The sequence below is a fragment of the Rothia mucilaginosa genome, assembly GCF_964211445.1.
In the GTDB taxonomy this organism is placed as follows: Bacteria; Actinomycetota; Actinomycetes; order Actinomycetales; family Micrococcaceae; genus Rothia; species Rothia mucilaginosa_E.
In genome coordinates, this window is the sequence record NZ_CAXOQT010000026.1 from 1 (window position 1) to 24,414 (window position 24,414).

The 24,414-nt window shown below is 57.5% G+C and carries 21 protein-coding genes; 7 read left to right on the forward strand and 14 right to left on the reverse strand.

Translation table 11 applies throughout. From position 1 onward, the window contains the following. Nucleotides 1-3: 3 nt before the first annotated feature. From AB8E48_RS07065 to rfbA, 4 genes are all read right to left on the reverse strand, one after another. Nucleotides 4-312 (reverse strand): PqqD family protein, encoded by a 309-nt coding sequence (locus AB8E48_RS07065; RefSeq protein WP_294627774.1) that lies wholly within the window; start codon nt 310-312, stop codon nt 4-6. Then, the gene (locus tag AB8E48_RS07070; protein ID WP_368886233.1) at nt 309-1,166 is read right to left on the reverse strand and encodes a nucleotidyltransferase family protein; all 858 of its coding nucleotides are present in this window, start codon (nt 1,164-1,166) and stop codon (nt 309-311) included. Before AB8E48_RS07070 ends, AB8E48_RS07065 begins: the two co-directional genes overlap by 4 nt. 112 nt (nt 1,167-1,278) lie before the next feature. Further along, nucleotides 1,279-2,751 carry a polysaccharide biosynthesis tyrosine autokinase gene (locus AB8E48_RS07075; RefSeq protein ID WP_368886234.1) on the reverse strand — a complete coding sequence of 491 codons (1,473 nt, stop codon included), beginning with the start codon at nt 2,749-2,751 and terminating at the stop codon, nt 1,279-1,281. 97 nt (nt 2,752-2,848) lie between these two features. Beyond that, the gene (gene rfbA, locus AB8E48_RS07080; RefSeq protein ID WP_294642767.1) at nt 2,849-3,709 is read right to left on the reverse strand and encodes a glucose-1-phosphate thymidylyltransferase RfbA; all 861 of its coding nucleotides are present in this window, start codon (nt 3,707-3,709) and stop codon (nt 2,849-2,851) included. 74 nt (nt 3,710-3,783) lie between these two features. Between rfbA and rfbB the strand changes: the two genes are divergently transcribed. From rfbB to AB8E48_RS07115, 7 genes are all read left to right on the forward strand, one after another. Further along, nucleotides 3,784-4,782 carry a dTDP-glucose 4,6-dehydratase gene (rfbB, locus tag AB8E48_RS07085; RefSeq protein ID WP_044142793.1) on the forward strand — a complete coding sequence of 333 codons (999 nt, stop codon included), beginning with the start codon at nt 3,784-3,786 and terminating at the stop codon, nt 4,780-4,782. Then, on the forward strand, nt 4,782-6,206 hold the full coding sequence (rfbD, locus tag AB8E48_RS07090) for a dTDP-4-dehydrorhamnose reductase (protein ID WP_368886235.1): 1,425 nt from the start codon (nt 4,782-4,784) through the stop codon (nt 6,204-6,206). The genes rfbB and rfbD overlap by 1 nt, the downstream gene beginning before the upstream one ends. A 233-nt stretch (nt 6,207-6,439) precedes the next feature. Beyond that, nucleotides 6,440-6,724, forward strand: coding sequence for a 50S ribosomal protein L25 (locus AB8E48_RS07095; RefSeq protein ID WP_005508891.1), 285 nt, complete (start codon nt 6,440-6,442; stop codon nt 6,722-6,724). A gap of 130 nt (nt 6,725-6,854) precedes the next feature. Next, on the forward strand, nt 6,855-7,442 hold the full coding sequence (gene pth / locus AB8E48_RS07100) for an aminoacyl-tRNA hydrolase (protein WP_368886236.1): 588 nt from the start codon (nt 6,855-6,857) through the stop codon (nt 7,440-7,442). A 170-nt stretch (nt 7,443-7,612) separates the two neighbouring features. Beyond that, nucleotides 7,613-8,911 carry an aminotransferase class V-fold PLP-dependent enzyme gene (locus tag AB8E48_RS07105; protein ID WP_368886237.1) on the forward strand — a complete coding sequence of 433 codons (1,299 nt, stop codon included), beginning with the start codon at nt 7,613-7,615 and terminating at the stop codon, nt 8,909-8,911. Between the two features lie 65 nt (nt 8,912-8,976). Beyond that, entirely contained in the window at nt 8,977-9,447 is a 471-nt protein-coding gene (sufU, locus tag AB8E48_RS07110) for a Fe-S cluster assembly sulfur transfer protein SufU (RefSeq protein WP_049355035.1), read from the forward strand. Nucleotides 9,448-9,987: 540 nt separating this feature from the next. Next, a complete protein-coding gene (locus tag AB8E48_RS07115; RefSeq protein WP_294627787.1) occupies nt 9,988-10,485 on the forward strand; it encodes an adenylyltransferase/cytidyltransferase family protein in 498 nt (165 codons plus the stop codon). A gap of 152 nt (nt 10,486-10,637) precedes the next feature. On the opposite strand, the gene AB8E48_RS07120 is transcribed toward AB8E48_RS07115, so the two are convergent. The 10 genes from AB8E48_RS07120 to AB8E48_RS07165 all read right to left on the reverse strand — a co-directional run bounded on the left by AB8E48_RS07120 (nt 10,638) and on the right by AB8E48_RS07165 (nt 24,328). Next, the gene (locus tag AB8E48_RS07120) at nt 10,638-11,135 is read right to left on the reverse strand and encodes a DUF2505 domain-containing protein (protein ID WP_368886238.1); all 498 of its coding nucleotides are present in this window, start codon (nt 11,133-11,135) and stop codon (nt 10,638-10,640) included. Nucleotides 11,136-11,388: 253 nt separating this feature from the next. Further along, the gene (locus AB8E48_RS07125; protein ID WP_368886239.1) at nt 11,389-12,099 is read right to left on the reverse strand and encodes a glycosyltransferase; all 711 of its coding nucleotides are present in this window, start codon (nt 12,097-12,099) and stop codon (nt 11,389-11,391) included. A gap of 277 nt (nt 12,100-12,376) precedes the next feature. Next, entirely contained in the window at nt 12,377-12,859 is a 483-nt protein-coding gene (gene pssD, locus AB8E48_RS07130; RefSeq protein WP_049327955.1) for a PssD/Cps14F family polysaccharide biosynthesis glycosyltransferase, read from the reverse strand. Nucleotides 12,860-13,061: 202 nt separating this feature from the next. Then, the gene (locus AB8E48_RS07135; protein ID WP_368886240.1) at nt 13,062-14,294 is read right to left on the reverse strand and encodes a Wzz/FepE/Etk N-terminal domain-containing protein; all 1,233 of its coding nucleotides are present in this window, start codon (nt 14,292-14,294) and stop codon (nt 13,062-13,064) included. A gap of 66 nt (nt 14,295-14,360) precedes the next feature. After that, nucleotides 14,361-16,304: a lipopolysaccharide biosynthesis protein gene (locus AB8E48_RS07140; RefSeq protein WP_368886241.1), complete on the reverse strand. Its 1,944-nt coding sequence runs from the start codon at nt 16,302-16,304 to the stop codon at nt 14,361-14,363. Next, nucleotides 16,301-17,656, reverse strand: a complete 1,356-nt coding sequence (locus tag AB8E48_RS07145; protein ID WP_368886242.1) for an O-antigen ligase family protein — start codon at nt 17,654-17,656, stop codon at nt 16,301-16,303. The genes AB8E48_RS07140 and AB8E48_RS07145 overlap by 4 nt, the downstream gene beginning before the upstream one ends. 17 nt (nt 17,657-17,673) lie before the next feature. Continuing rightward, nucleotides 17,674-18,624: a glycosyltransferase family 2 protein gene (locus AB8E48_RS07150; protein ID WP_314658070.1), complete on the reverse strand. Its 951-nt coding sequence runs from the start codon at nt 18,622-18,624 to the stop codon at nt 17,674-17,676. Between the two features lie 11 nt (nt 18,625-18,635). Further along, a complete protein-coding gene (locus tag AB8E48_RS07155) occupies nt 18,636-19,424 on the reverse strand; it encodes a CDP-alcohol phosphatidyltransferase family protein (protein ID WP_368886243.1) in 789 nt (262 codons plus the stop codon). Nucleotides 19,425-19,902: 478 nt separating this feature from the next. Further along, nucleotides 19,903-23,259 (reverse strand): fibrinogen-like YCDxxxxGGGW domain-containing protein, encoded by a 3,357-nt coding sequence (locus AB8E48_RS07160; RefSeq protein ID WP_368886244.1) that lies wholly within the window; start codon nt 23,257-23,259, stop codon nt 19,903-19,905. Nucleotides 23,260-23,467: 208 nt separating this feature from the next. Further along, complete coding sequence (locus AB8E48_RS07165) at nt 23,468-24,328, reverse strand: hypothetical protein (protein WP_368886245.1); 861 nt, start codon at nt 24,326-24,328, stop codon at nt 23,468-23,470. Nucleotides 24,329-24,414 lie beyond the last annotated feature (86 nt).

Genomic DNA, 24,414 nt, shown 5'->3' on the forward strand with positions numbered 1-24,414 from the left:
AGCCTAGCGGGCTTCTAGGAGCCCCTTGGAGAGCAACTCGGGGATGAAACCCTCGATCTGCGGCCCCATGGTCTCTACAGGCTGTTCATACATTTCGCAGAGCAGATCGATAGCCTCCTGTAGAGACATCGGGTCCTCAAAGATACTCCAAATAATGGAGGCTGAATCCTGAAGAACAGACAGCTCACCGTTGGCAAGATTTGCAAGATACGTTGCTGTGGGGGAGTACTTAGCGAACTCTTCAGAATGAACGTACGCGATGTTCTCGGGGATACCGTAGACGGTCTGATGGGAATCTACCGGGTTGCTCATTTTTTCACCTTGATTCCGAAACGTTCAAAGAACTTGGCACGAATTTCAGCCTTGGTGGGGGTGCGTCCCAGTTGCATTGCCAAGTGGTCCTTATTCACGAAGAAAATATTTTTGAGGGTGCGTAGCTTATCGTGCAGGGTGGTTGCTGACTGCAGACGCCCAATCCACTGAATATAGTGGGGGACGTCCTGAGAGACAGACAGCCACAGCAGGTAGTCGCGGTCGTCACGGTACTGCTCCAGACCGCCCATCGCCGCGCTATACGCCAGGGAGGAGTCAAGCTCCTCCGCACGGGCGCGCAGGCGCTGCCAATCGCTGTAGGAGAGCAGAGAGACCAGATAGTTAATATCTGCGCTGTAACGCGATGCCGCGCGGGCGCGGTGAAGCACCACGAGAAGACGCGCATCCAAATCGCTGGGGACAACGCAGGGACGGTGAGCGATCATGCGAGTCTTACGTGCCGCCCAGACACGGTCAAATGCCTTCTCATAATCGCCATGGCGGCCGAGGCCGGGGAAGAAACGGTGAATATCGGTCAGACCCCATGAAGCGTGGTAGAGCGTCATCGCGTGCTCGAACACGGAGCCTGTTTCGAAGTGGGCTTGGATACGCCATCCATCTGCCAGAAGGATCTCTACAAAGCGGTCCACGTGAGAGGGACGAACAAGCAGGTCGGCATCGGAGCTGTACCTGCCCTTACGGTAAATTTCCTGGGAGAAAGCGTAGCCCTTGACATGCAAAATATCGATGGAATGCTTGTCGGCTATCCGCTGGAAGTAGGCGTGCGCAAGCCGAATCCGTGCCGCGAGAGGAGTGGTCTGCGGCTCCGGGGTATTGGGTGAGTGAGTGGTCACAATAGCCTTTCGGTGCACATGTATACCAGATAAGTATAAGGCGGGACGGGCAGAAAATACTGCCCATCCCGCCCTAAGTCGCTCCCTATATTTGGGTGTGCTTATTACGTTATTACTTCTTGGCCGAGGACTTCTTCGACGACTTCTTATCGCCGTCCTTACCGTAACCGTAGTAGGTGGAGTAACCGACGTAGGAGCTTGCGTAACCGAAGCCGTAGTAGGAGTTACCCAGACCCTTACGGGGTGCACGGTTCAGAACCATACCGAAGAGGTTAGCGTTAACCTTCTTCAGGATGCTTGCTGCCTCAGTCATCTGTTCACGATGGCTTCGACCGATAGAACCAACGAGGATCACGCCATCCACGGAGTGGGAGAGCAGTGAAGCGTCGGTCACGGGCAGTAGCGGCGGAACGTCGACAACCACGATGAACTCTTCGGAGAGCTCGTTGATCAGCTGGCGCATCTTATCCGAGCCCAGAAGTTCGGAGGGGTTCGGGGGGATACGACCTGCGGGCAGGACGAAGAGGTTCGAATCGCCCAGCTGGTGCACAGCGTTAGCAATCTCAACCTGGCCAGCCAGAACCTGGGTCAGACCAACCTTAGCGTCGAGCTTCAGCTTCTTAGCCACGGTCGGGCGGCGGAGGTCGGCGTCAATGAGGATGACGGGCGAGCCTGCATCAGCCATTGCGCGAGCCAGCGAAAGCGACACGGTCGACTTACCTTCACCGGGCACTGCGGAGGTGACGATGAACGAACGAGGGGGAGTGTCAACGTTCACGAAGCGCAGGTTGGTGCGTAGCTGACGGATGGATTCCTGGGCGATATGGTCGTCAGTGTCACCCTTCACGATGTTCTCTTCGCTCAGGTCGTCACTGACGGGCAGAACGCCGAGGACGCTTGCACCGGTTGCCTTGGTAGCGTCGTCACGGGTACGGATACGCTGATCAAGTGCGCGGCGCAGGAAGATAGCCAGATACACCAGGGCCAGGCCAGCAACGGCGCCAACGAGCACGTTCTGCTGGTAGTTCGGAGCCACCAGCGGCGGGTTCACGCTTGCGTTGTTCAGCGGAATCACGCGAACGGTGTTGTTGGTGGTGGGGGATGCGCTAGTGTTTTCGCCGTTCACCAGTGCCTGAGCGTTACCGGGGTTCTGCTCAATTTCCTTGATGTAGTCGGCGGTAGCCTGCAGTGCACCGTTAGCGAGCAGCTGTGCGTTCTTCGGGGAAGAAGCCTGTGCGCTTACGGTAATCAGCGCAGCATTGTCACCTGCGGTTGCGGTGAGGCTAGAACGAATCTGACCGGTGGTCAGGGACAGTTCGGGGTTGTTCTGCTTAATCTTCTGTGCCACGGCCTCGGAGGAGACGATAGCTGCGTAGGAGCGAGCGCGCTCCTTAGCGGCTGTAGAGCCCGAGAGAACATCCACCGTACCGGACTCGCCCACGGTCACGTAGCCCGAGGACGATGCAGCGTAGACCTTCGGCTGGAGAGAGGCATAGCCGAAGCCCGCTGCGGCACCGACAACGATGCCAATGATCAGCAGCCAGAGGTTAGCCCTCGTGGTGCGGAAAAATTCCAAAATGGTCATGGTAGTGAGAATACTCCAGAAAGGTTTGAGTTAGCGTACCTGCAACGTGGAGTGTTGTTGCAGGCGGTGAAGGGATACTAGATCCCCTGGTGGGTTATTAGCGGAGCAATCCGAGCAGGTAGCTACCGTAGCCGCTCTTGACGAGGGGGGTAGCGATGTCGCGCAACTGATCATCGGAGAGCCAGCCGTGGCGCCACGCAATTTCCTCCGGGCAACCAACTGACAGGCCCTGACGGCTCTGAACGGTGCGGATGAAGTTAGTGGCATCAGCGAGTGAATCAAAGGTTCCGGTATCGAGCCACGCAGTGCCACGAGGCAGAACCTCAACCTTCAGTTTACCCTGTTCCAGGTAGACGCGGTTAAGGTCAGTGATTTCCAACTCACCGCGCGGAGAAGGCTTAATCTGACGTGCATACTCTACAACCTTCGAGTCGTAGAAGTACAGACCCGGAATTGCGTAGTCGCTCTTGGGGTTCTCGGGCTTCTCTTCGATAGACAGCGCGTTGAAGTTCTCATCGAATTCCACCACACCGTAGGCGCGAGGGTCAGCAACCCGGTAAGCGAAGACGGTTGCGCCGTCCTTCTGCTCGTAGGTGGCAAGCTGAGTACCCAGGCCGGGGCCGTAGAAGATATTGTCACCGAGCACGAGTGCTACAGGGTCGTTACCAATAAAGTCAGCACCCAGAATAAATGCCTGTGCCAGGCCATCCGGAGAAGGCTGCACCTTGTATTCGAGATTAATACCGAAACGGGAACCGTCACCGAGCAGTCGCTGGAACTGCTCCTGATCGGCAGGAGTGGTAATAATCAAAATATCGCGGATACCCGCCAGCATGAGAGTGGACAGCGGGTAGTAAATCATCGGCTTGTCATAGACCGGAGTGAGCTGCTTGCTAATACCCTGAGTGATAGGGTGCAAACGGCTTCCGGTACCGCCGGCAAGAATAATTCCCTTCATAACTTCTTATTGTGTCATGTTTATCTCGTTGTTGAGGCATAAAAATCACCGTTTAGCCAGGTAAAATCTACCGTATGGCTCACATTCTTGTTACCGGCGGTGCCGGTTTTATTGGTTCGAACTTTGTTCACCACCTCATCGATAACACTGATCACACTATTACTGTGCTGGATAAGATGACCTACGCCGCAAATGCTGCGTCTTTGGAGGGTCTTCCTGAATCCCGCTTCAAGCTCGTCGTAGGCGACATCGCCGACCGCGAGCTGGCTGACGAACTGGTCGGCAAGGCAGACGCTGTCGTTCACTACGCTGCGGAATCGCACAACGACAACTCCCTGTCCAACCCCGAACCGTTCATCCACACTAACCTCATCGGTACTTTCAGCCTTCTGGAAGCAGTCCGTAAGCACGGCACTCGCTACCACCACATCTCCACCGACGAGGTCTTCGGCGACCTCGAGCTGGACGATCCTGCAAAGTTCACCGAAACCACTCCCTACAACCCCTCTTCTCCTTACTCCTCCACCAAGGCAGGTTCCGACCTGCTCGTGCGTGCATGGGTCCGCTCCTTCGGTATTGAAGCAACTATCTCTAACTGCTCCAACAACTACGGCCCCTACCAGCACATCGAGAAGTTCATCCCCCGCCAGATCACTAACATCCTCTCGGGCCTGACCCCGAAGCTGTACGGCGAGGGTCTGAACGTTCGTGACTGGATTCACGCATCCGACCACTCTTCTGCTGTGCTGCGCATCCTGGAGCAGGGCAAGATTGGTGAAACCTACCTCATCGGTGCAGACGGCGAAGAGAACAACATCACCGTTCTGCGCACCATCCTGCGCCTGATGGGTAAGGATGAGAACGACTTCGAGCACGTGGTTGACCGCCCCGGTCACGACCTGCGTTACGCAATCGACGGTAGCCGCCTGCGTGCAGAGCTCGGCTGGGAGCCGAAGTTCACCGACTTCGAGTCCGGTCTTGCCGACACCATTAAGTGGTACACCGACAACCGCGGCTGGTGGGAGCCCCTGAAGGCTGAGGTTGAGGCTAAGTATGCAAAGGCTGGCCAGTAATGACCAAGGAATTGAAGGTTACTGAAACCGAGATTCCCGGCCTGCTCATCATTGACCTGCCGGTTCACGGCGATAACCGCGGCTGGTTCAAGGAAAACTGGCAGCGCGAAAAGATGGTCGCAGCCGGTCTGCCCGACTTCAACCCGGTGCAGAACAACATTTCCTTCAACGCTTCGGTAGGTACCACCCGTGGTATCCACGCCGAGCCGTGGGATAAGTACGTTTCTGTTGCAACCGGTCGTATCTTCGGTGCGTGGGTTGACCTGCGCGCCGGCGAGTCCTTCGGCAAGGTCGTCACCGTTGAGCTGGGCCCGGACACCGCAATCTTCGTGCCCCGCGGCGTGGGCAACTCCTTCCAGACCCTGGAAGAGAACACCGCCTACACCTACCTGGTGAATGACCACTGGTCGGCGGACGCAGTATCCGGCTACAGCTTCCTGAACCTTGCCGATGAGACCGTCGCAATTGACTGGCCCATCGACCTGGCGAAGGCTGAGCTCTCTGAGAAGGACCGTAACCACCCGCGTCTGAACGAGATTAAGCCCCTGGAAGCCGACCCGATCCTGATTATTGGCGCGGGCGGTCAGCTCGGCACCGAGCTGGTTCGCCAGCTCACCGAGCAGAACGTACCCTTCCTGGCTGTGGACCGCGACCGCCTCGACCTGGGTAAGCCCGAGCAGTGGCGCGACGCATTCCGCTGGCGCTCCTTCCGTGCGGTCATCAACGCTGCAGCGTACACCGCAGTGGATCAGGCAGAAACCCCCGAGGGTCGCCGCGACGCCTGGGCAGCTAACGCCCTGGGCGTGAGCGCTCTTGCCTCCATCTGTGAAGAAGCTAACCTGCCGCTGGTACACGTATCCACCGACTACGTCTTTGACGGTTCCCTGCCCCTGGGTGAGGAATACCCGGAGGATCACCCCTTGGCACCGCTGAGCGTCTACGGCGCATCCAAGGCTGCCGGTGAGGTTGCCGCCGCCGCATGGCGTAAGCACTACACCCTGCGCACCAGCTGGGTTGTCGGCGCCGGCAAGAACTTCGTGGGCACCATGGCATCCCTGGCTGAGCGCGGCATCGACCCGTCCGTGGTCGCCGATCAGTGGGGTCGCCCGACCTTCACTCAGGACCTGGCAGCAGCTGCCCTGCACCTGCTCTTCTCCGGCGCTGAATACGGCACCTACAACGTGTCGAACACCGGTGAAGTCATCAACTGGGCACAGTTCGCTCGTGCAGTGTACGAAGGTACCGGCCACGACCCGGCACGCGTCAGCGACACCACCACCGAGGAATACTTCGCCAACGCTGAGCTCTTCGCTCACCGTCCGACGAACTCGGCAATGGACCTGTCCAAGCTGATTGCTACGGGCTTCACCCCGCGCGATCACCGCGAGGCGCTCGCCGCATACCTGGCAGAAATGGGCTCCTAATCCTTAGAGATTGACCCTATATCTGCTGATAACAGCATAAAAGGCGTGAAAAACGCCATATCACAGGTTCCCGGCTCTTGAAGAAGAGCCGGGAACCTGTACAATAATGTCTTGGCCAAGGCGAGGGCCACCGCAAACGCGGTGAGCCGTTATCGACGAGGTGGCGTACGGATTCTTCATCCGCGCCGTTTCTCTTGGCGCGTTATGTACAAACTACAGAAATGGAGAACCCCATGGCTGAAATTAAGATTGTTGCAGAGCCCCGCGTTGACTTCGGTAAGGGCTACGCACGCCGCGCACGCGTTGCAGGCAAGATCCCCGCTGTCATCTACGGCAACGGCGCAGAGCCCAAGCACGTAACCCTGCCCGGTCACGAGACCACCCTGGCAGTCCGTCAGGCAGACGCAGTGCTGGCTATCGAGGTTGAGGGTGAGACCATCAAGGCTCGCGTTCAGGACATCCAGCGCCACCCCATCCGCCCCGAACTGCAGCACATCGACCTGGTGTTCGTTGCGTAAGTAGCGGATTTCAACGCTTATAAACCGGCATAAGCCGGGCTGGGAACGGCCCGCATCCTCACACGAGGTGCGGGCCGTTTGCATACCCTGCGGACGCAGTCCCTCCGTATTGAGAAAGGTACACGAAGAGATGTCTGATACGTGGCTCATCGTGGGTCTCGGAAACCCCGGCCCCAACTACGCTAAAACCCGCCACAATATTGGCCAGATGGTCCTGGACGAGCTCGCCAAGGAAGTGGGTGGCAGCTTTAAGAAGCACTCCAAAGCATCCGCCGTTGTGGTGGAGGGGCGCCTCGGCTTTGGTGGCCCCAAGGTCATCCTCATGAAGTCCCTCGGCTACATGAACACCTCCGGCGGCCCGGTCAGCGCCATCGCAAAGTTCTACGGCATCGACCCCGACCACGTCATCGTCGTGCACGATGAACTCGACATTCCCTTCGACACCATTAAGCTCAAGATTGGTGGGGGAGAGGGCGGCCACAACGGCTTGCGCGACATCACCAAGGCGCTGGGCACCAAGGATTACTACCGTGTGCGCACCGGCATCGGTCGACCTCCCGGACGCATGGACACCGCAGACTTCGTGCTCAAGCCCTTCAGTAGCACCGAGGCGAAGGACCTGCCCTTCCTCATCTCGAATGCAGCGGATGCAACCATGATGCTCGTGAAGGAAGGTCTGCTGGCAACCCAGCAGCGCTACCACGGCGCAGGCTCCTAAGCATAAGACCGCACCGGGTAAATGCAGAATAAGGTCGATGAGTGAACTAGGCTCTACCTAACTATGCAAGAGCCCGGTGAGGGAATAAGCTAGAAAAGAATGACGTTATACGCTCCACGACGGGAAAATACCCGACCCGTGGAGCGTATGAGCGAGAGAAGAAGGTACCCGTGGCTGAATACTCCACCCCCGCCAACACCCCGCTGAGCGACGACATCGTACGCCAGCTTCGCCAGGATTTCCCGATCCTCAATACTGAGGTCAACGGGCATCCCTTGGTCTACCTGGATTCGGGGGCGACCAGCCAAAAACCCCTTCAGGTGCTCGACGCTGAACGCGACTTCTACCTGCACGCTAACTCCGCAGTACACCGCGGTGCCCACACCCTTGCGGTCGAAGCAACCGACCTGTTTGAGGACGCCCGCCGCACCGTGGCCGGCTTCGTGGGGGCCACGGAGGAGGAACTGGTGTGGACCTCCAACGCCACCGAGGCGCTGAACCTCGTCGCCTACAGCATCGGTAACGCCTCCCAGGGCATCGGAGGCAAGCCCGCCGAGCGTTTCGCGCTGGGTCCCGGCGACGAAATCGTCACCACCGAGATTGAGCACCACGCGAACCTCATTCCCTGGCAGATTCTTGCCCAGCGTACCGGCGCGACCCTGCGCCACATCCCCTCCACCGAGGACGGTCAGCTCGACTACGCGGCAGCCGAGGGCATCATCAATGAGAAGACCCGCATCGTGGCGTTCACCCACGTCTCGAACGTGACCGGCGCAATTACCGACGTGCCCCGCATGGTCGCCATGGCGCGCAAGCACGGCGCGCTCGTTGTGCTGGATGCCTGCCAGTCCGTACCGCACATGCCCGTAGATTTCCACGCCCTGGACGTCGACTTCGCGGCGTTCTCCGGCCACAAGATGCTGGCGCCTACCGGCATTGGCGCCCTCTACGGCCGCGCCGAACTGCTGAACGCCCTGCCGCCCTTCCTGACCGGTGGCTCCATGATTACTCGCGTGGGTCTGCAGGACGCCGAGTACATGCCCGCCCCCATCAAGTTTGAGGCGGGTACCCAGCGCGTCTCGCAGGCTGTCGCGTTTGCTGCCGCTGTGCGTTACCTGCAGCACCTGGGCATGGAGAATGTTGAGGCATGGGAGCACGAACTGGGTGCTCGCCTGGTTGAGGGCGTTCAGAAGATTGAGGGCGTGCGCCTGCTCGGCCCCACCGATCCCACCAAGCGTGCCGGCCTGGTAGCCCTCGCCATCGAGGGCGTGCACCCGCACGATGTGGGCCAGCTGCTCGACACCCAGGGCATCGCCGTGCGCGTGGGTCACCACTGCGCCCAGCCACTGCACCGTTGCGCCGGAGTGACTGCCTCGACCCGTGCCTCCACCTACATTTACAACACCACCGAAGATGTGGATGCTTTCTTGAAGGCTCTTGCCGAGGTGCGCCCCTACTTCGGCTTCTAAAGCAAACGCGTTAAACGCTAACGCCCAAATTTTTCAGACATACCAACTGACGGAAGAAGAACACCGTGTCTCTTGAATCCCTGTACCAGGAAATCATTCTGGAGCATTCCAAGCAGCGCAGCGGCGAGCACCTCGTAGAGGTACCCGCCGGCCACGCAAGCGCTGATAATCACCAGTACAACCCCACCTGCGGTGACGAAATCAACCTGCGCGTGGTGCTCTCTGACGAGCTGAAGGACGGCGAGAAGACCATCGAGTCGATCTCTTGGGAAGGCGACGGTTGCTCTATCTCCATGGCTGCCGCTTCCGTGCTCTCTGAAATGGCTCCCGGCATGACCATCTCCGAGCTGCAGAGCCACGTGGATGCGTTCCGTGAGATGCTGCGCTCGCGCGGCAAGGTGACCCTGGACGAAGAGGAATACGGCGATATGGCGGCATTCTCTGGCGTTTCGAAGTTCATGGCGCGCGTGAAGTGCGCAATGCTCTCGTGGGTTGCTGTTGAGGAAGCCACTAAGGAAGCAGCTGCTAAGAATTAGTTCTTTGCTGGGGAGGCAGGCTGAAGTGACGGGGAGTAGCTAGTATTTGAACGCCAATCGAAAATACCGAATGGTTACCGAAATGGCTTTCGAAGCTAAAATCCTGCACCAGGACGTAAGTATTTGATGTCAAAGTATGCAGAAAATACTGGCTAAAACTCTTCGATAAAATCTAGCGGTTAATCGTTTATCTATATAAGATTTCTTTGATTTCAAGCGACCTATAGAAAATATGAGGCGGATACTACACTGTATCCGCCTCATATTTATATCTTTCCCTTTTTCCTCCAAAAAGGTGACTGGTAAAATAAAAGGACGAAGGGCGCCCAACCAGCACCCTCGAGAAACTCTTTTCGGACCCGCAGAATCTGAGGTGACGGCGAGAAGAAATAGGACAATAGCAAGAAAATATTTTCTCAATATTGCACATTCTTCACTTATTCTTAGGTTCTCACCTTAGACTGCGGATATGTTTCTCACCCTCCGGTACCTCAACCACACCGGAATACCCATCGCCGCTACCAACCACAAGGAAGCCCCATGATTATTGGCTACGCCGCAGGCGCCTACGACCTTTTCCACTACGGCCACCTCGAGATTCTCCGCAAGGCCAAGGAAAACTGCGACTACCTCATTGCAGGCGTCGTGCACGATGATGTCCTGGAAGTGACCAAGGGCCGCCGCCCCGTCATCCCCATCGAAGAGCGTGCCGCCATCGTCAGCCACATCGACTACGTGGACGAAGTGCACGTTGAAACCACCCCCGACAAGCTCGAAACCTGGAAGCAGAAGCCCTTCAACGTCTTCTTCAAGGGTGACGATTGGAAGGGTACCGACAAGGGCAATGCCCTCGAAGAACGCTTCGCAGAGGTCGGCGTGGAGGTACACTACTTCCCCTACACCGAGCACACCTCCAGCACCAAGCTGCGCAAGGTTGTCGACCTGCTCGAAGCAGAACACGACCTGCGCGTAGAGATGCGCCGCTTCGCCGAGCTGCTCGGCGAGCGCGAGTACTCTGAGGCGATTGTCGCCTCCTAAAGCGAATAGGCCCTCATACGGGCGCTAGAGCTCGTAGAGACCCATAAAGAACAGAGGATCCCCGCCGTAATTACTTACGACGGGGATCCTCTGTATATCGGCGTATCTAGCCGTATATCAGCTACACCTCCAAAGGCGAGCGTTTATAAGCTTTAGCGCTGTGCCAGCCACTTCTCAGCGGAGGTGCCCAGAACCTTCAGCACACGGCCAACCTGCGGCTCAGCTGCGGCAGCGATCTTCTTGCCCACCAGCGGGATGGAGCAGGAAACCTCACCGTTGACGTCCAGGCGGGTCTGCTCACCCGCGGGGGTCAGCTTCTGGGTAGCCTGAGCGGACACTGGCACGCCGTTGACCTTCACCTCGGTGGAGACGGTGCGGGAGCCGTCAGCGGCCGGTGCGCTCACGGTGTCCACCTGAGTCATGGAGACGCCGCTACCGACGAACTTACGAGCGATGTCCGGTACGCGCTCAGCGGGCACGGTGCGCTCGGTGGTTGCGGTGAACTCAGCGGAGGTGTCACCGGAAACGGAGAAGCTACCGAACTCGACGCCAACCTCGGAGCAGACGAAGCGTGCGAAGTCCTCGCTGGAGAACGCCTCGATAACCTGCTCAACGTTTGCGTTGATAACGGTCGATTCCTGAACTGCCATAATTGTTCCTTTCGTAGTGCGCGAAAACCCCGCGCATTATCCCTTACTAAGGATACGGTGCGCGGGGTTTCGCAACCAATGTAAAGACGCGAATCCACCTGAGAATATGCCGTGAACAAGGGAAAACATCCACAGCCTCTCACAGGGTGGTTGGAGGATTCGCATGCCGGTCTAAAAATGTGGGAAGCACCCGGCAGAGTACCTCCTCCCACACCGCATCACGAGGATGCTGAGCTTAGAAAGCAAGAAAACCTTAGGCGCTGGGAGCCATCGCGTCGATGCGAGCCATCTCAGCCTTACCCGCACGGTGCGCGCGAGCGGCCTGCTTCAGACGGCCCCAGAAGGAATCCTTACGGTGGGTCTTGCCAGCGAGCAGGTCCTGCAGTTCCTCGCCCAGCTGAGCTGCGGAAATCTCCGGGGTGGAGACGTACGGCTCAGCGGTGCGGAACAGGGAGGGGTTCGCCAGAGCAAAATCGAGCTTAGCGAAGAGATCTTCACGGCTCTCAACAACAACAGCGTGGCCGCGCTTCTCCATCAGAGCGGTGAAGGGGACCTGGTGGTTGTCAACAACCTCATCGAACTCTGCGCGGCGCGGAACAGCCAGGGGCAGAGCGCCGGTGCGGCGGGCATCCTGGATGGAGCCGGGGCCGCCCTGAACCAGCACCACGCGTGCGGTTGCGTAGTAGTCCAGCAGTTCGGAGGCGGGAAGAAGCTTAAGGTTGTCTGCGTGCTTAATGGGCGCAGTGTGGCCGTGCTGCACGAGGCAGGTGACCTCGGGGTGAGCCTCAAGGTAAGCCTCAACCCAGCGCAGGAGACGATCAAAAGTGTGAACGTCGGTGCCGAGGGACACCACCAAATCGTAAGTCTTGGTAGGAATACGAACGGGCGCGACGGCAGGGGTAAATACGGGCAGGTCGAACTTGGAAGTATCAACGCTGACGCGGGGGAAGTTCTGAATAGACATCGCCTATTCCTCTCTATGTATTTATCGGTAGTAACCCCGTATACCTGACGCAAAAATCCGGAGGGCATCATGGGTATACGCGGTGGCGTCGTGCCGGAGAAAATGGTGAGTAATCTCCGCATACGCTTCTCTGGCGAGTGGTTAGTTCGCTTGGATGGTGAGTCCACAGTGGAGCGCACGACTTATGCGTATCTGTATGTATTAATAAATACTATACCCTGAAAATAACGCCCCCAGCACACGCGGGGACGCTATTTCCAGGATAAATTCATCACTCTTAGAAAATGGGATGAATTACACGAGAATCAGGGAAATTCTCCTGCTGTTCCTCGCTCTGAACAATAATTCGATCAGCAAAGGTGTACAGCATCTTGCCGGTCATCGTCGGCAGAGTCGGTCGGTCAAAACACTCAATGTAAAGAGTCTTTACGCCAAAAAGTTTAGCCGCAACAAAGAAAGGAACAGCAACACCCGCACCCGCAGAAACAACCGCATCCGGGCGTTCCTTCGGGAAAATACGAAATGCCAAGAACAAATTACGAATAGCGTTCTTAATATTTCGAGTGGTCGGGTAATACGCCCAATAGGTCTTCTCATCAGCGAGAGAAGATTCAACATCGGGCTGCTTAAAGCTAACCCATACGCGGTCATAATCCTGCCACGCAGCAGAAGTAGCCGTCAGATGCTTCAAGTGTCCGCCACTGCTAGAAACCAGCAGAAGCTTCTTCTTCGGTGCCTGAGAGGAAGTTGCCTCAGTCATAGTGTTCTCCTAAAGCCCCAATACAAGAGAAAAATAAGAAGAGAAGATAAGGGTGAGCTGCCGGGCCCGGCAACACTTGCATCAACAGACCTGCCGCAACAGATCCGCCTCAGCAGGTGTCACCGCACCCTACGCTCAAGGACGAAGGACGAACCCGCACAGAAGCGAGGCATCCATCAACAGAAACCCCGATTACTCGCAATTACTCGCGGTCCAGGAACACAGCCAGAGCGTTCACGCCCTCAAGCTGATCCAGCTGAGTGAAGAGCTCACGAACCTGCTGCAGAGAAGTAGCCGCAGTCACCGGAACCAGAGCAACGCCGCCAGCCTGAACGAAACGCAGCTGGGTCGACAGGGGAGTAGCGGTGCTCAGGCTGATCACCAGAGGAGTCTCGCTCTTCTCAACCAGCGACTCGGGAGTGTGGCGGGTCAGAGCGTCACGGACCGAAGCGTAATCGGTGAAACGTGCGTACTCAGTGGGCAGAACACGCTGCAGCATCTGGTACAGGTGCTCAACACCGCGGTCAGTACCGGGCAGAATCACAATGCCGGAAGCGCCAGCGCTCTTCACGTCGCCGTCAGGAGCACCAATGGTGCGCAGCAACATGAACGCGTCATTCGCCTCAGAAGTGGAACCCAGCTCGTGAACAGGGATACCAGCATCCTCCAGACGATCAGCGTAACCAACGTGACGCATGGTGCGGTCACGACCGTACGCCAGCACAGCACCAATCAGCAGACCGGCAACAGCACCAACAATACCCATCTTCACCGGGCCAAGAGCCGAGGAAGAAGAAGGCACCTGAGCCTCGCTCATCACGCGGCCACCGGTGGTAGAAGTCAGCTGAATCTGAGCGCGACGGTCCTGCAACTGAGAAAGCAGAGCCGCGCGGTTGTTGTCACCCTCGAGGGCAGAAATCTGCTCATCAATCTGGTGCAGAGCAGAATCAACGCTGCTCTTCAGCGACTCGGAACGAACCTGCAGGTACGCGTTCGCCATAGCGTTAGCGTAACGTGCAGCCTCAGTGCCGTTGGGGCGGGTCACCTCAATATCCAGAACAGCAGTCTGGGAGGTGCCAGTCACCTTGACGGAGTTCATCAAGCGGCTGGTCAGCTGAGCCTCAGAGAGAGTATCGCCATTAGCAATCAGAGCCTTAGCCGCGTTCTGCGCAACCTCACGAGAGGACGCAACGCGAGACTCGGTCGCAATATCCACCTTCGCGGAGTTAGCGCTACCGGTACCGGCGGGATCAACCACCAGCGGGTAAACAACCAGCGAAGCCTTAGAAGTGTACTTGCTATTGGTCATGTAGCCGTAGGCGGCACCCGCCACAGCGAAAACAACAACCGACAGCAGAATCAGCAGACGGTGTCGGAAAATGCGACGTACCTGGCTGCCAAGGGTAACCGAGGAGGTATGAGAGGTGTTATCCATGAGGACATCCTTGAGGAAGAGAAACGGACACTAAATATCGGAGAAAAACGTAGAAGAAGCGGAAGTCTAAGACTTCGCTCGGCGGGCAGACAGGAAACGCTCAATACCGAGTGCCTTACGGAAGCGGAACAGCACCGCACCGTACACCGGCACCAGCAGCACCACGTACACGATGACACCCAAAACGCTCTGACCCAAGATGGCCAAAGACACCAGAGCGCACACCGTCGGAACAGCCGCGCCCAAGAAGAGCGACGGAGCCATCTCGCGAGCCGAAGCTCGAATACCGACCAGACGGAACACCTGGTAGCTCGCCAGGAAGGTATCAATCAGCAGAGCAGATGCCCACGCCGTCACCGCACCGTACAGGCCCCAAACCGGAACCAAGGTGAAGTTCAAGGTCACAGCCACCGCCAGCGAAGAGAGCTTGTTCAACAGCTGCCAGCGGCTCTTACCGCTCATCAGCAGAACAGACTGTACGCCACCGGCACTCATCGACAGCATCGCTGCCGGGCAAATCACCCAGAGAATACCAGCGCCAGCCTCAAAGCCCTTGCCGAAGAAATGCAACAGCACGGGGCCGAAGAACGCCAGAGAGAGGTAGAACGGCCAAGACAGTGCAGTCAACACGCGAGTGGTCGACAAGAAAATCTCTCGAGCACGATCCAGCTGACGAGTCGCCAACGCCGCACTAATCGACGGGCCGGTCACCACACGTCCGGTGTGTTCAATCATGGTGCCCACACGAACACAACGATTCACAGCACCATAGATACCACCGGCAGCGGCACCCAAGAACGCCGTCACGACCAGCACGTCAATCCACTCCAGGATCGTCTCCACAACGGTAGCGACACCGCGTGCAGAGCTGAAACCCCAGAACGAACGGAACGTCTCAGTCGGAGAATGCTCAGAGGGAAGGACCTCCACATGCTCCTCATTGGGGAATGCACGCTCCAACAACCAGAGTGCCACAATCGCGGTCACCGCCACAGGCACAGTCCACGCGTACACCAAATCCATGAGCTGACCCGAGAACAGAACCACCAAACCCACAGCCGCAAAACGCAGAGTAGGAAGCAGAACATTCTGCAGAACCGTAAAGGTCACCACACGGTGCAGACCACGCAGAGCGCCGAAAAACACCGTCATCAGCGCCGCCACCAGCACGAAAGCCGAGCTGACGCGCATCGCCGCCTGATACTCGGGAGCCATAGGCACAATCTCGGTGTAGATGTACACACCCGCCACCAGCAACACCGAAGTGACCAATGATGGAACCAGACCGTACCGAATCAGCTGCGGAAGCACACCGTACCGACCCAGCGCACGCTGAGCACTCATCGTACGAACCAAGCCAGTATCCGCACCGAAGGTCACCAGCGAAATCGCAATCGCGAAAAGCGCCATCAGACGGAAAAACTCGCCCGAACCCTCGGCACCAATACCATTCGACACCACCATCGTGGTCACGAATGCGATACCCGCACCGTACATCACGCACAGAGAAGCAAGAGAGCCGCTCTTCGCCAAGCTAGGCTGCTTACCCTTAGCGGGAGCCTTCTTGGCCGGCGTACTGACCGGCGCATCCTTCACGGAGCCGCTATCAGCCTGAGCCTTGGAATCGGCAGACTCAGCAGTAGCCGAGGCTATCCGTCGGGAACCGGGAAGATGAGCACCCGCCGCAGCGGTGGCGCTCGCATCTGCAGAATCTGTAGCTTCAGAATCCGCTACCAAAGACTCGGGGAGCGAGTCCTTAGGAGCGAAGCCCTGAGCCGGAGGCACAATCGATAGCGCCGTGGTCGCCGGAAAACGACCCGAACGGATGTCATCCACCGTCGGAGCGAACTCATCAGCAGAAGGCTCAGCCTCTTCGACTACCGGCTCCACATACTCGCCGCTCTCACGCAGACGCGCACGGCGGCTAGGATGACCACCCGTTGAATACGCATCGTCGAAAGATGAAACCGCAGAAGTATCTAAGCCACGAGGGGACTGATTCTTCGTCATAGCCCCTCACCATCCCGAATGGAACGAATGCACGCCATTGACGCGAGCATCAGAATGGTCAGCTGAGCGATATCGAAGCTGTAGAAAATAAAGACAACGCAGCACGCCACCGGAACACTATGCAACCAGTACCCGGACGCGGTCTTCACCCGTGCACCGCTTGCCACAGTGCACACCATGAAGATTGCGAACAGAGCCAGGCCCACGAAACCGAAGCAGAACATCAGAGTCCACAGGTAGCCCTGGGTACCCATCGACACGCCAATGCTCGGTTCCATACGCGGAGTGCCGTAACCGATAATCGGGGACTCCAAAGTCGCCTTCCAGGTGGCACGGTAGAGCGCCGCACGACCACCGGTGGAGTCCGAGTAGTCCTGACGACCCAGAATATTGTCCACGGTGCCCGAAGCGAAGAGTGCAACAACCACAGCCGCAATCGCCGCAATACCCATACCTACAGCACGCCAATTAGCCGCCAGGAACTGACGCAGCAGTACGTACGCCGCGCTAATACCCAGGCCAATAAACATGCCGCGGTTACTGGTTGCAATCGCCGGAACAGTAGAAAGAGCCATACCGACCAGCAGCGCGATACGCAGCCAGATGGAACGCAGACGCAACAGGCACGCCAGCATCACCGGAGTAAGCAGGGTATACGCCAGACCCCAACTATTCGCGTAGGGGAACGGTGCGGAGGGGCGAATATACGCCTCGGGCGCGCCCCACGGACGCTGAACCTCCGCCAGCGGAGGAAGCATATAGTCACGCACCAGCGGGTTCTGCATAAAACCAGAAGGCATGATGAAGCTCATCGGGGTACGCAGACGGAACTCAGGGAAGAGCACACCGCCGTAACCCAGAACAATGAGGGTCACCCACAGAGTCGCCAGACCGCCCAACAACCTGTTGAGGCTAATAGAGGAACGCGCGTTGTAGTAGTACAGGGCGTAAATACCCGCACTGAGAATATTCACAAAACGCAGACCCCAACCGATCATGTCGGTGGAACGGGTCAGAGCAAGCGCTGCAACAACAACCCATACGCAGAATGCACCCCACACCCACAGGGAACCGGGCACACGCACATTACCTCGAATAATGAGGTAAAAGAGCATGATCGCTGCCAGTACCAGCGGCGCAATCTGAAGCAACCCCATAGCCCACAGCGCCGGGAAGCCGTACAGCAAAGCCAGCAGGGGCCAGGCGGGGAGCTTCTTCTGCGCTGTCGACATTGGGCGGATGCGCGCGCGGGCACGCAGAATACCGCTGGGCGGCGTACTAGCCGACCCCGCGGAATCCTTTAGCGCCACGGGCGAAGCACCCGGATGAGAAAGAACGGAAGAGGAAACCATGTCTGTGCGATACCTGGTTAGAGACCTCGACCGGTCTTCTGGACGAGATCAAGAAGAGTAGCGGGCTTAATAACACCGGTGGACACAACATACGCCGCCCATGCACGAAGCTGCTTGGGGTCACGGCGCAGAGCGGCACGAGCGTAAGCGCGCGCCTCCTTGTTGTTGCCCAGAGAAGCCTGAGCGTAGGCGATCTGACCGGCAATACGTGCCAGGCCCTTGGGATCCTGCTCAAATTCGGGGAACTTACGCAGAATGTAGCTCAGGCCGTCAACCATGGACTGCCACTTGCCGGAGAAGAAGGAGGGGCGGTCCCAGAGCACCAGAATCAGCGGCTCGGGCACGCTCAGCACATCGCCGTGGCGGGTTGCGCGCAGCAGCAGGTCGTAGTCTTCACCGTAGGCAGCGGGCAGCTCCTCATCGACCAGGCCGATGCGAGCGGGCTTACCGTCAACGCCGAGCAAATCCTCGCGGGAGTACAGCATAGCGGAAGGGTGAATCTCGGTGATGCGCGAACGCAGGAAGTCCGCGAAGGTCGCACGCTCGGGTGCCAGGCGCACGATGTCCTGACCGCCGGAGCGGACGGTAATACCCGAAGAGATAGCGGCTGCTTCGGGGTTTTCGCGCCAGAGAGCGACCTGCTGGGTGAGCTTGGACGGCATCCAGTAGTCGTCGTCATCGCAGAAGCCAATCATCTCGCCGCTGGAGGCGATAATGCCGCTGTTGCGGCCGCCAGCCAGACCGCCGGAGCGGGTATTGGAGACAATCTTCAGAGCACGGTTCTCACCGACCTCAATATCTTCGAGATGGTCGGGCTCAACGCGGTCAAAGACGACAACAACCTCAACGAAGCCACGGTAGCTCTGCTCAAGGATGGAGCGTACCGCCACGCGCAGCAGCTCGGGGCGCTTGCCGTTGGTTGCAATCACGGCGGAAACAGCAGGGTTGCGAGAGGTGAAGTGCATCATTGGGTTTCTCCTTACTCAGCGGGGGTCGCGAGGCTAACGTACTTGCGACGCATGGACAGCAGAACAGTTGCGGCGTTAGCCAGCAGAAGCAGTGCATAGACGATGACGAATACGGGGCCGAAACCAACGAAAATGTAAATCCAGCAGAGGGTACCGGCGTCCATGTGCAGGTTGATGAAGGAGCGCAGCGGGCCACCGGTCGGCGGTGCCGCGGTCTTGCGGTTGTTGCGCAGCTGCTCAGCCAGAATCTGGCTCATGAAGTGACCGGCGGTCAGCGCGGTGAAAATCATCGGCATAGCAATAATCCAGCCGTTGAATGCGCTGGAACCGGTGAAAGAGTAGTGTGCCGGGTACAGCAGGAAGGAGAGCAGGGTCGCCATGTGCACGGAGGGCACACGGATGGAGTCGACCACGTGGTCGAGCCACTCACCGGCGGGAGAAGACGCACCGGTCACGCGAGCAACCTGGCCGTCAGCAGAGTCCAGACCGTAACCGAGGGCGAAAAGCAGCGCAACGCAGATACCTACACCGACGCTGGGCGGGCAGGTAATCAGAACGATGAGGCCTGCTGCGGAACATGCAGCGGAAATAGCGGTAACGCCGTTGGGAGTGATGCCCAGAGCGACAGCCGTCGCAGCGAAGTAGCGTGCTACTCGGCGGTTAACCCAGCGAGTGTAGGCGGGAACGCCAATGCCAGGCTTCTGTGCTGCTTCAAGGGAGCGCAAGGTGTGGGAAAACTTCGCAGAAAATCCCGATGCGGGTGCGGAGTTTGGGGTGTGAGGTGCCTCAGAGGTGGACATGCACATTCCTTTTTAATCGGTGAGAGGAGTGAAGGAGAGCGAATTACTCCCTTTCGGGGTGGTCGCGAGAAAGTCCGGAAGTCCCGCACGCGAAAATAAGGGGTGGTTGGTCCCTTTTTCACATACACCACTATATAGATATTTTACAACGAGATAAAGTGCGACAGGGCGCGTGTGGTCAGGGTCAACAATTGTGTCGTAAAAAGCCGCTGACAATGCGCTTTAGTGCAGATTGGCGGGTCCCTGAAAGGTGGTTAGGGGCCTAGCTAACCGGGGGTATCAATGCTTTCTTCCTGCGAATTATGGTTTTAGAATTCATATCTGAACATTGCGCAGAGACGCACATAACAGAAACACAAATAACAGGAATAAATGATGCAAAAAACGCAGAAAAGCGGGTGGCACACGCAAATGGGGTTTGATTTCCTGAACCATTCAGAAAATCAAACCCCATTTAGCTGAGATTATCTAGAAGGTATTAGTTCCTTCGATACTGCACCGGAACGCGGGTTCCAACTCCGTTATTGACGATGCGTCGCTCACCCTGGTCGGCTGCCGCGTTGTTCGCGTTATCGACCGCGGGCTGCTCAGCCTCGTTTGCCACGGGAGCCTCCGCATCCTTGTCTGCTTCCTTCTCAGCAGGCTGCTCAGCAACCGGTGCCTTGGAGGTAGCCTGCAAATCGAAGCTCACGTTCGGCAGAGTGTTGCGTCGAGCGAACGCCGGGTGAACCTCAACCGCGATGAGGTTCTCGCCAGCCTTCAGCTGAGAAGCCGGAACCGTGAAGGTCACCGGAGTCTTCTGAGCCTCAGCAGTATCTACCGAGCTGGAAGCCGCCGCGCTATTCCACAGCTTGCCCCTGATATCGAAGTTGGAGCGTCCAACCTCTTCACCATTGACACCGACCGCAATCGCGTCATCCGCGTAGGTGGTCAGTACCAGGTCGCGGCTCGCCTGCTCACGAGTGAGCTGGATAGTAGTGTACGCGTAGATGTTGTTGCGGGTACGCAGCAGAGGTGCATTAGCGCGGGTGTTGAGGTTGCCGTTGCCCACACCGATCGGGGTCTTGCCGGTCTGCCATGCTTCCTGCGCGATATCTTCCAAGGTGAAGTGGAAGTTGTACTTCCACGCATGCTTACGGTTGGGAGCCTGATTGGAGACCATGTACTTCCAATCGGACGCGTAGGGCAGAACGATCTGGTCCTTAGCGGTTTCGTCCTTCGGATTTTCTTCCTTAGGAGTCTCTTCCTTAGGATCAGCGGGCTTCGGCGCCTCGGTCGTTACCTCCACGCTCGGAGTTGCCGAGGCGGTGGGATCAACAGTAGCGGTAGGAGTCTCAGTCTCCGTGGGGGTAGGAGTCGGACGAACCGGAGCTACCTGAACCGGAGTAGAGGCAGAGTAGTTATCCGAGCTGTCCACCGCACGCACAAAGTAGCGTGCATTATCGGTGTGGTCAATCTCGAACTTCGTATCCGAAGTGCTAGCAATGACGCGGTCATCACGCAGAATCTGGTAGCGGACGCTACCGGTATCCTGTACAGAATCCCAGGTCAGAACGTCCTTATCGTCCTTCAGCTCCACCTTCAAGTTCTGCGGGGTCTCCGGAGGCGTCACATCGCGAGCCTCAAAGCGCGCAAAACCGACGGTGTCCTGAGTACCGTGAACACCCAGAGAACGGTGAATATCGCCACCAACCCACAGGGTACCCTTCGAATCCACGAAAGACTCCCAGATACCGAAACCGTGGTCACCCTTAATCGCGGGGGAGAACTCCGGCAGCATCTTACCGCTGTCCTTATCGAATGCAGCGACCAGCTTGACTGAATGAATCACGCTCGAACCGCCCACGGGGGTCCGCTTGTTACGCGAATCCTGGTAGAGGAAGTCACCGCAGTGGCAGGCACCGTAAATGGTGTTGCCGTGCAGATGCAGATCCTGGAAGTCGCCACCGTCACGGGTAATTGCGGTGTAGGTGGGGGTCAGAGTTGCCTTGTCATAACGAGAAATGAGGTGCTCAGTACCGCCCACCCAGACGCCGGTGCCGGCATCCTGAACGTCGAACTGGAAACCCCAAATCTTGGTTTCGTTACGCAGGTCAGAGACATTAGCACCGGCAGGAATCTCAGAGTGCTGGTACACCCACGGGCTACCCTTCTGCAGGTTCTGAGTAATATCAGCCACACGGTAGGCAAGACCGCCGTTAAGCCACGTGAAGTAACCGACTACGTAAACATGAGAGTTATCAGCGGAAGCACTAATACCGTTGACGGTGCCATTGAACACCTGACGCCAGTTGCGATCCACACTCACGATACCGGGCACGCCGTCAGAAGGCTGACCCAGCTTAAAACGGGCAATATTGCGCGAATATGCAACACCCGCCTTTTCACTTTCATGAACGTGGGTAAAGGTGCCGCCAATATACACGTAGTCACCCTGACGGTGGATGGTCTTTACCGTCATTGGCTCGGTCAAAATACGATCTTCGACTTTAACCTGGGACCATTCCGGGGCAACTTCACCGGTCGTGGCGTCAACAACGACGAAGCTCTTACGCTCCTCACCGTTAACCTTGGTAAAGGTACCGCCAACCGCCAAACGGTTATTCGGCAGTGCCTCAACAGACTTAACCTGACCGTTAACAGTCAGCTTGAAATCGCGGCGCAAATCGCCGGTCTCCGGGTCAAAGGCAGCAATATTAGACTGGTTAACATGCTCGCCGGTGGAGGACTCAAGGTACATGAAGTCGCCACCAATGAACACGCTGGAGGTGCCGTTGCCGTGATCGACCTCGGTGATTGCCTCAACGTAGGTGTTCATCTCGTTGGTCTCACCGGTGAAGGTCTTGGTGCTGGTGCGCCAACGCCAATCCGCCGAACGGCTACTGGGCAGGGCACGACGAGCACTCGCCTGAGTACCGGAATCCGGGATAGCGCCCAGGTGCAAATCGTTCTGAGTCAGCTTCGGACGCAGGAACATCTGGGTGTAACCGAAGGAGGTTTCACCGTTGCTTTCCTTACCGTAAATATAGGAGTTCTGCGCATCGGTGATCGCCGGCTCAGAGCCATCCTGGGAAATGGGGGCGTTCGCACCGTAACGGAAGCCCATACGGTAATCCTGCGAGGCCATTTCCTCAAAGAGCATCGTCCTGAAGCCGTAGTTCTGGCCGCCCAGCATATGGTCCTGCCACTCGCCGTCAGGCCAGTCCTTGCGGCCATTTTCATCGTAGGAAGAGAATTCGCTAGGGTTCGTGATAACCGCGTTAGCCCAGACAGCGTTCGAACGCAGAGCCCAGGTCCACTCGGAGGTCTGGCGGCGGTCTACCGTCGCCTCCTGCCACTTAGTGCCAGAAGTGTTTACAGCGCGACGGAAACGGTAACCATCGGGCAGCTGATCGGGGCGAACGCCGTTGAGCAGCTGAGAAATAGTGGTGCCCGAAAGCTGAATCGGGGTCTTTGCGGCGGGCAGGGAGCTCAGGGGCTTGCCCTGCTCGAGAGTCAAGCCGGACGATGCGGGGGCAGCATCGCTGTAGAGCTGGGAGGTATCGCCCTGGCCCTCGTAGTTTTCGGTCCAGCCGTCACGACCCTCACCGATCTTGACCCAGCCTCCGCCATCAGTTTCCTGATCGCAATAGAACTGGGCCGGCTGGCTCATCGCGGGAGTGTACAGCCAGTATGCGCCGCTCTTTGCCTCGGGGTTAGCCTGCTTGGCTTCCCAACAGCTGGCGGCAGCACGCTCGGAGGTCGTGCCATTGTAGAAAGCAGAGTCCCTTTTTTCCGCAGTCTGCTCGACCGCGGTACTCGGCGTAATAGCGGGGATAGCTACGGGCAAAGCCAAAGCCGTAGCAATGCTCAAGCAAAGAGTTGAGCGGGTTATAGCAGAACGAGAAAAGCCTGAGCCCGTCATGCCAAGGTGGGCTTTCATAATATCTCCAAATGAATGCCAAGAAATGTTATCGAATGCGCATCAACATTAATGCGCGATGGACGATAATGCGCGGTTTCCAGCGAATTATCGTTGGAAACCGGCATCTTAATTAAAACCCTTAACAGTCAGGATTGTTCGGGAAGTCGTGGGTTGCAATCTTCCACTGACCATCGACCTGAACGAGGGTGTAGATATTGAGTGAACGCTTGGGAGAATTATCATCCTTTACAGGCTGATTATTCTCATCGTAGATCTTCACAGAGGAAGAATCCATGCATACTTCCAGCATGCGCGCGGGCTGACCCTTGTACTGAGTTGCAGTCATACGGGGGGTGCCCACCACAGTGGAAGAACCTTCATAATGCCAGCCTGCCAGTGCATATTCGGAAGCCTGCACAGCAAACTCAGCGGCAGCAGAATCCACGGCGACAGCCTCGATGGAACGAATCGTCTCATCATCGAGGACAGCACGAGCCTGCTCAACATTCTGCTGCTCAGCTTCTTCGTCGCTGGTCGGATCAGCGGTGTGCTCCGGGGACGGAGCGGCAGAAGGAGCTGCCTTAATCTTGGTCAGAATGTTTTCAAAAGAATTGACTAGTTCGGTGGTCTTCTTCACTTCTTCAGTGTCAACGGGTACGGAAGAAGCATTCTTCATTTCCTCCGAACCGGTGTAAATCTCTTCAAGCTTCTGGCCATCGGAAGAAGTAGCCTCAGCATCCGCCTTGGGGGATGCATCGCCCGAAGCCTCAACGGACGCAGAAGCAGTGCCCTGCTCAGAGACCTGGGGAGAAGTGCTCGACGACTGACCGGAAGAAGCGTGTGCAGAAGCGGAAACGCTGGCGGACGCAGAAGCAGAAGAAGAGCTATCGGAGCTCGGGTTTTCAGTAGCGCAAGCGCTCAGAACCAGAGCAGATACTGCAAGGGTGCCCAGGGTGCCCAGAAGGCGAGACCGGGAGGGCTGCTTGAAGAATGCTGACATAGGAAGCCTCTTTAGTGGTTGGAGTGAGATCGACTATATTCCGGAAGATAATACCTTGCGCGATGGCAAAGCACCTAAAGGCTAGC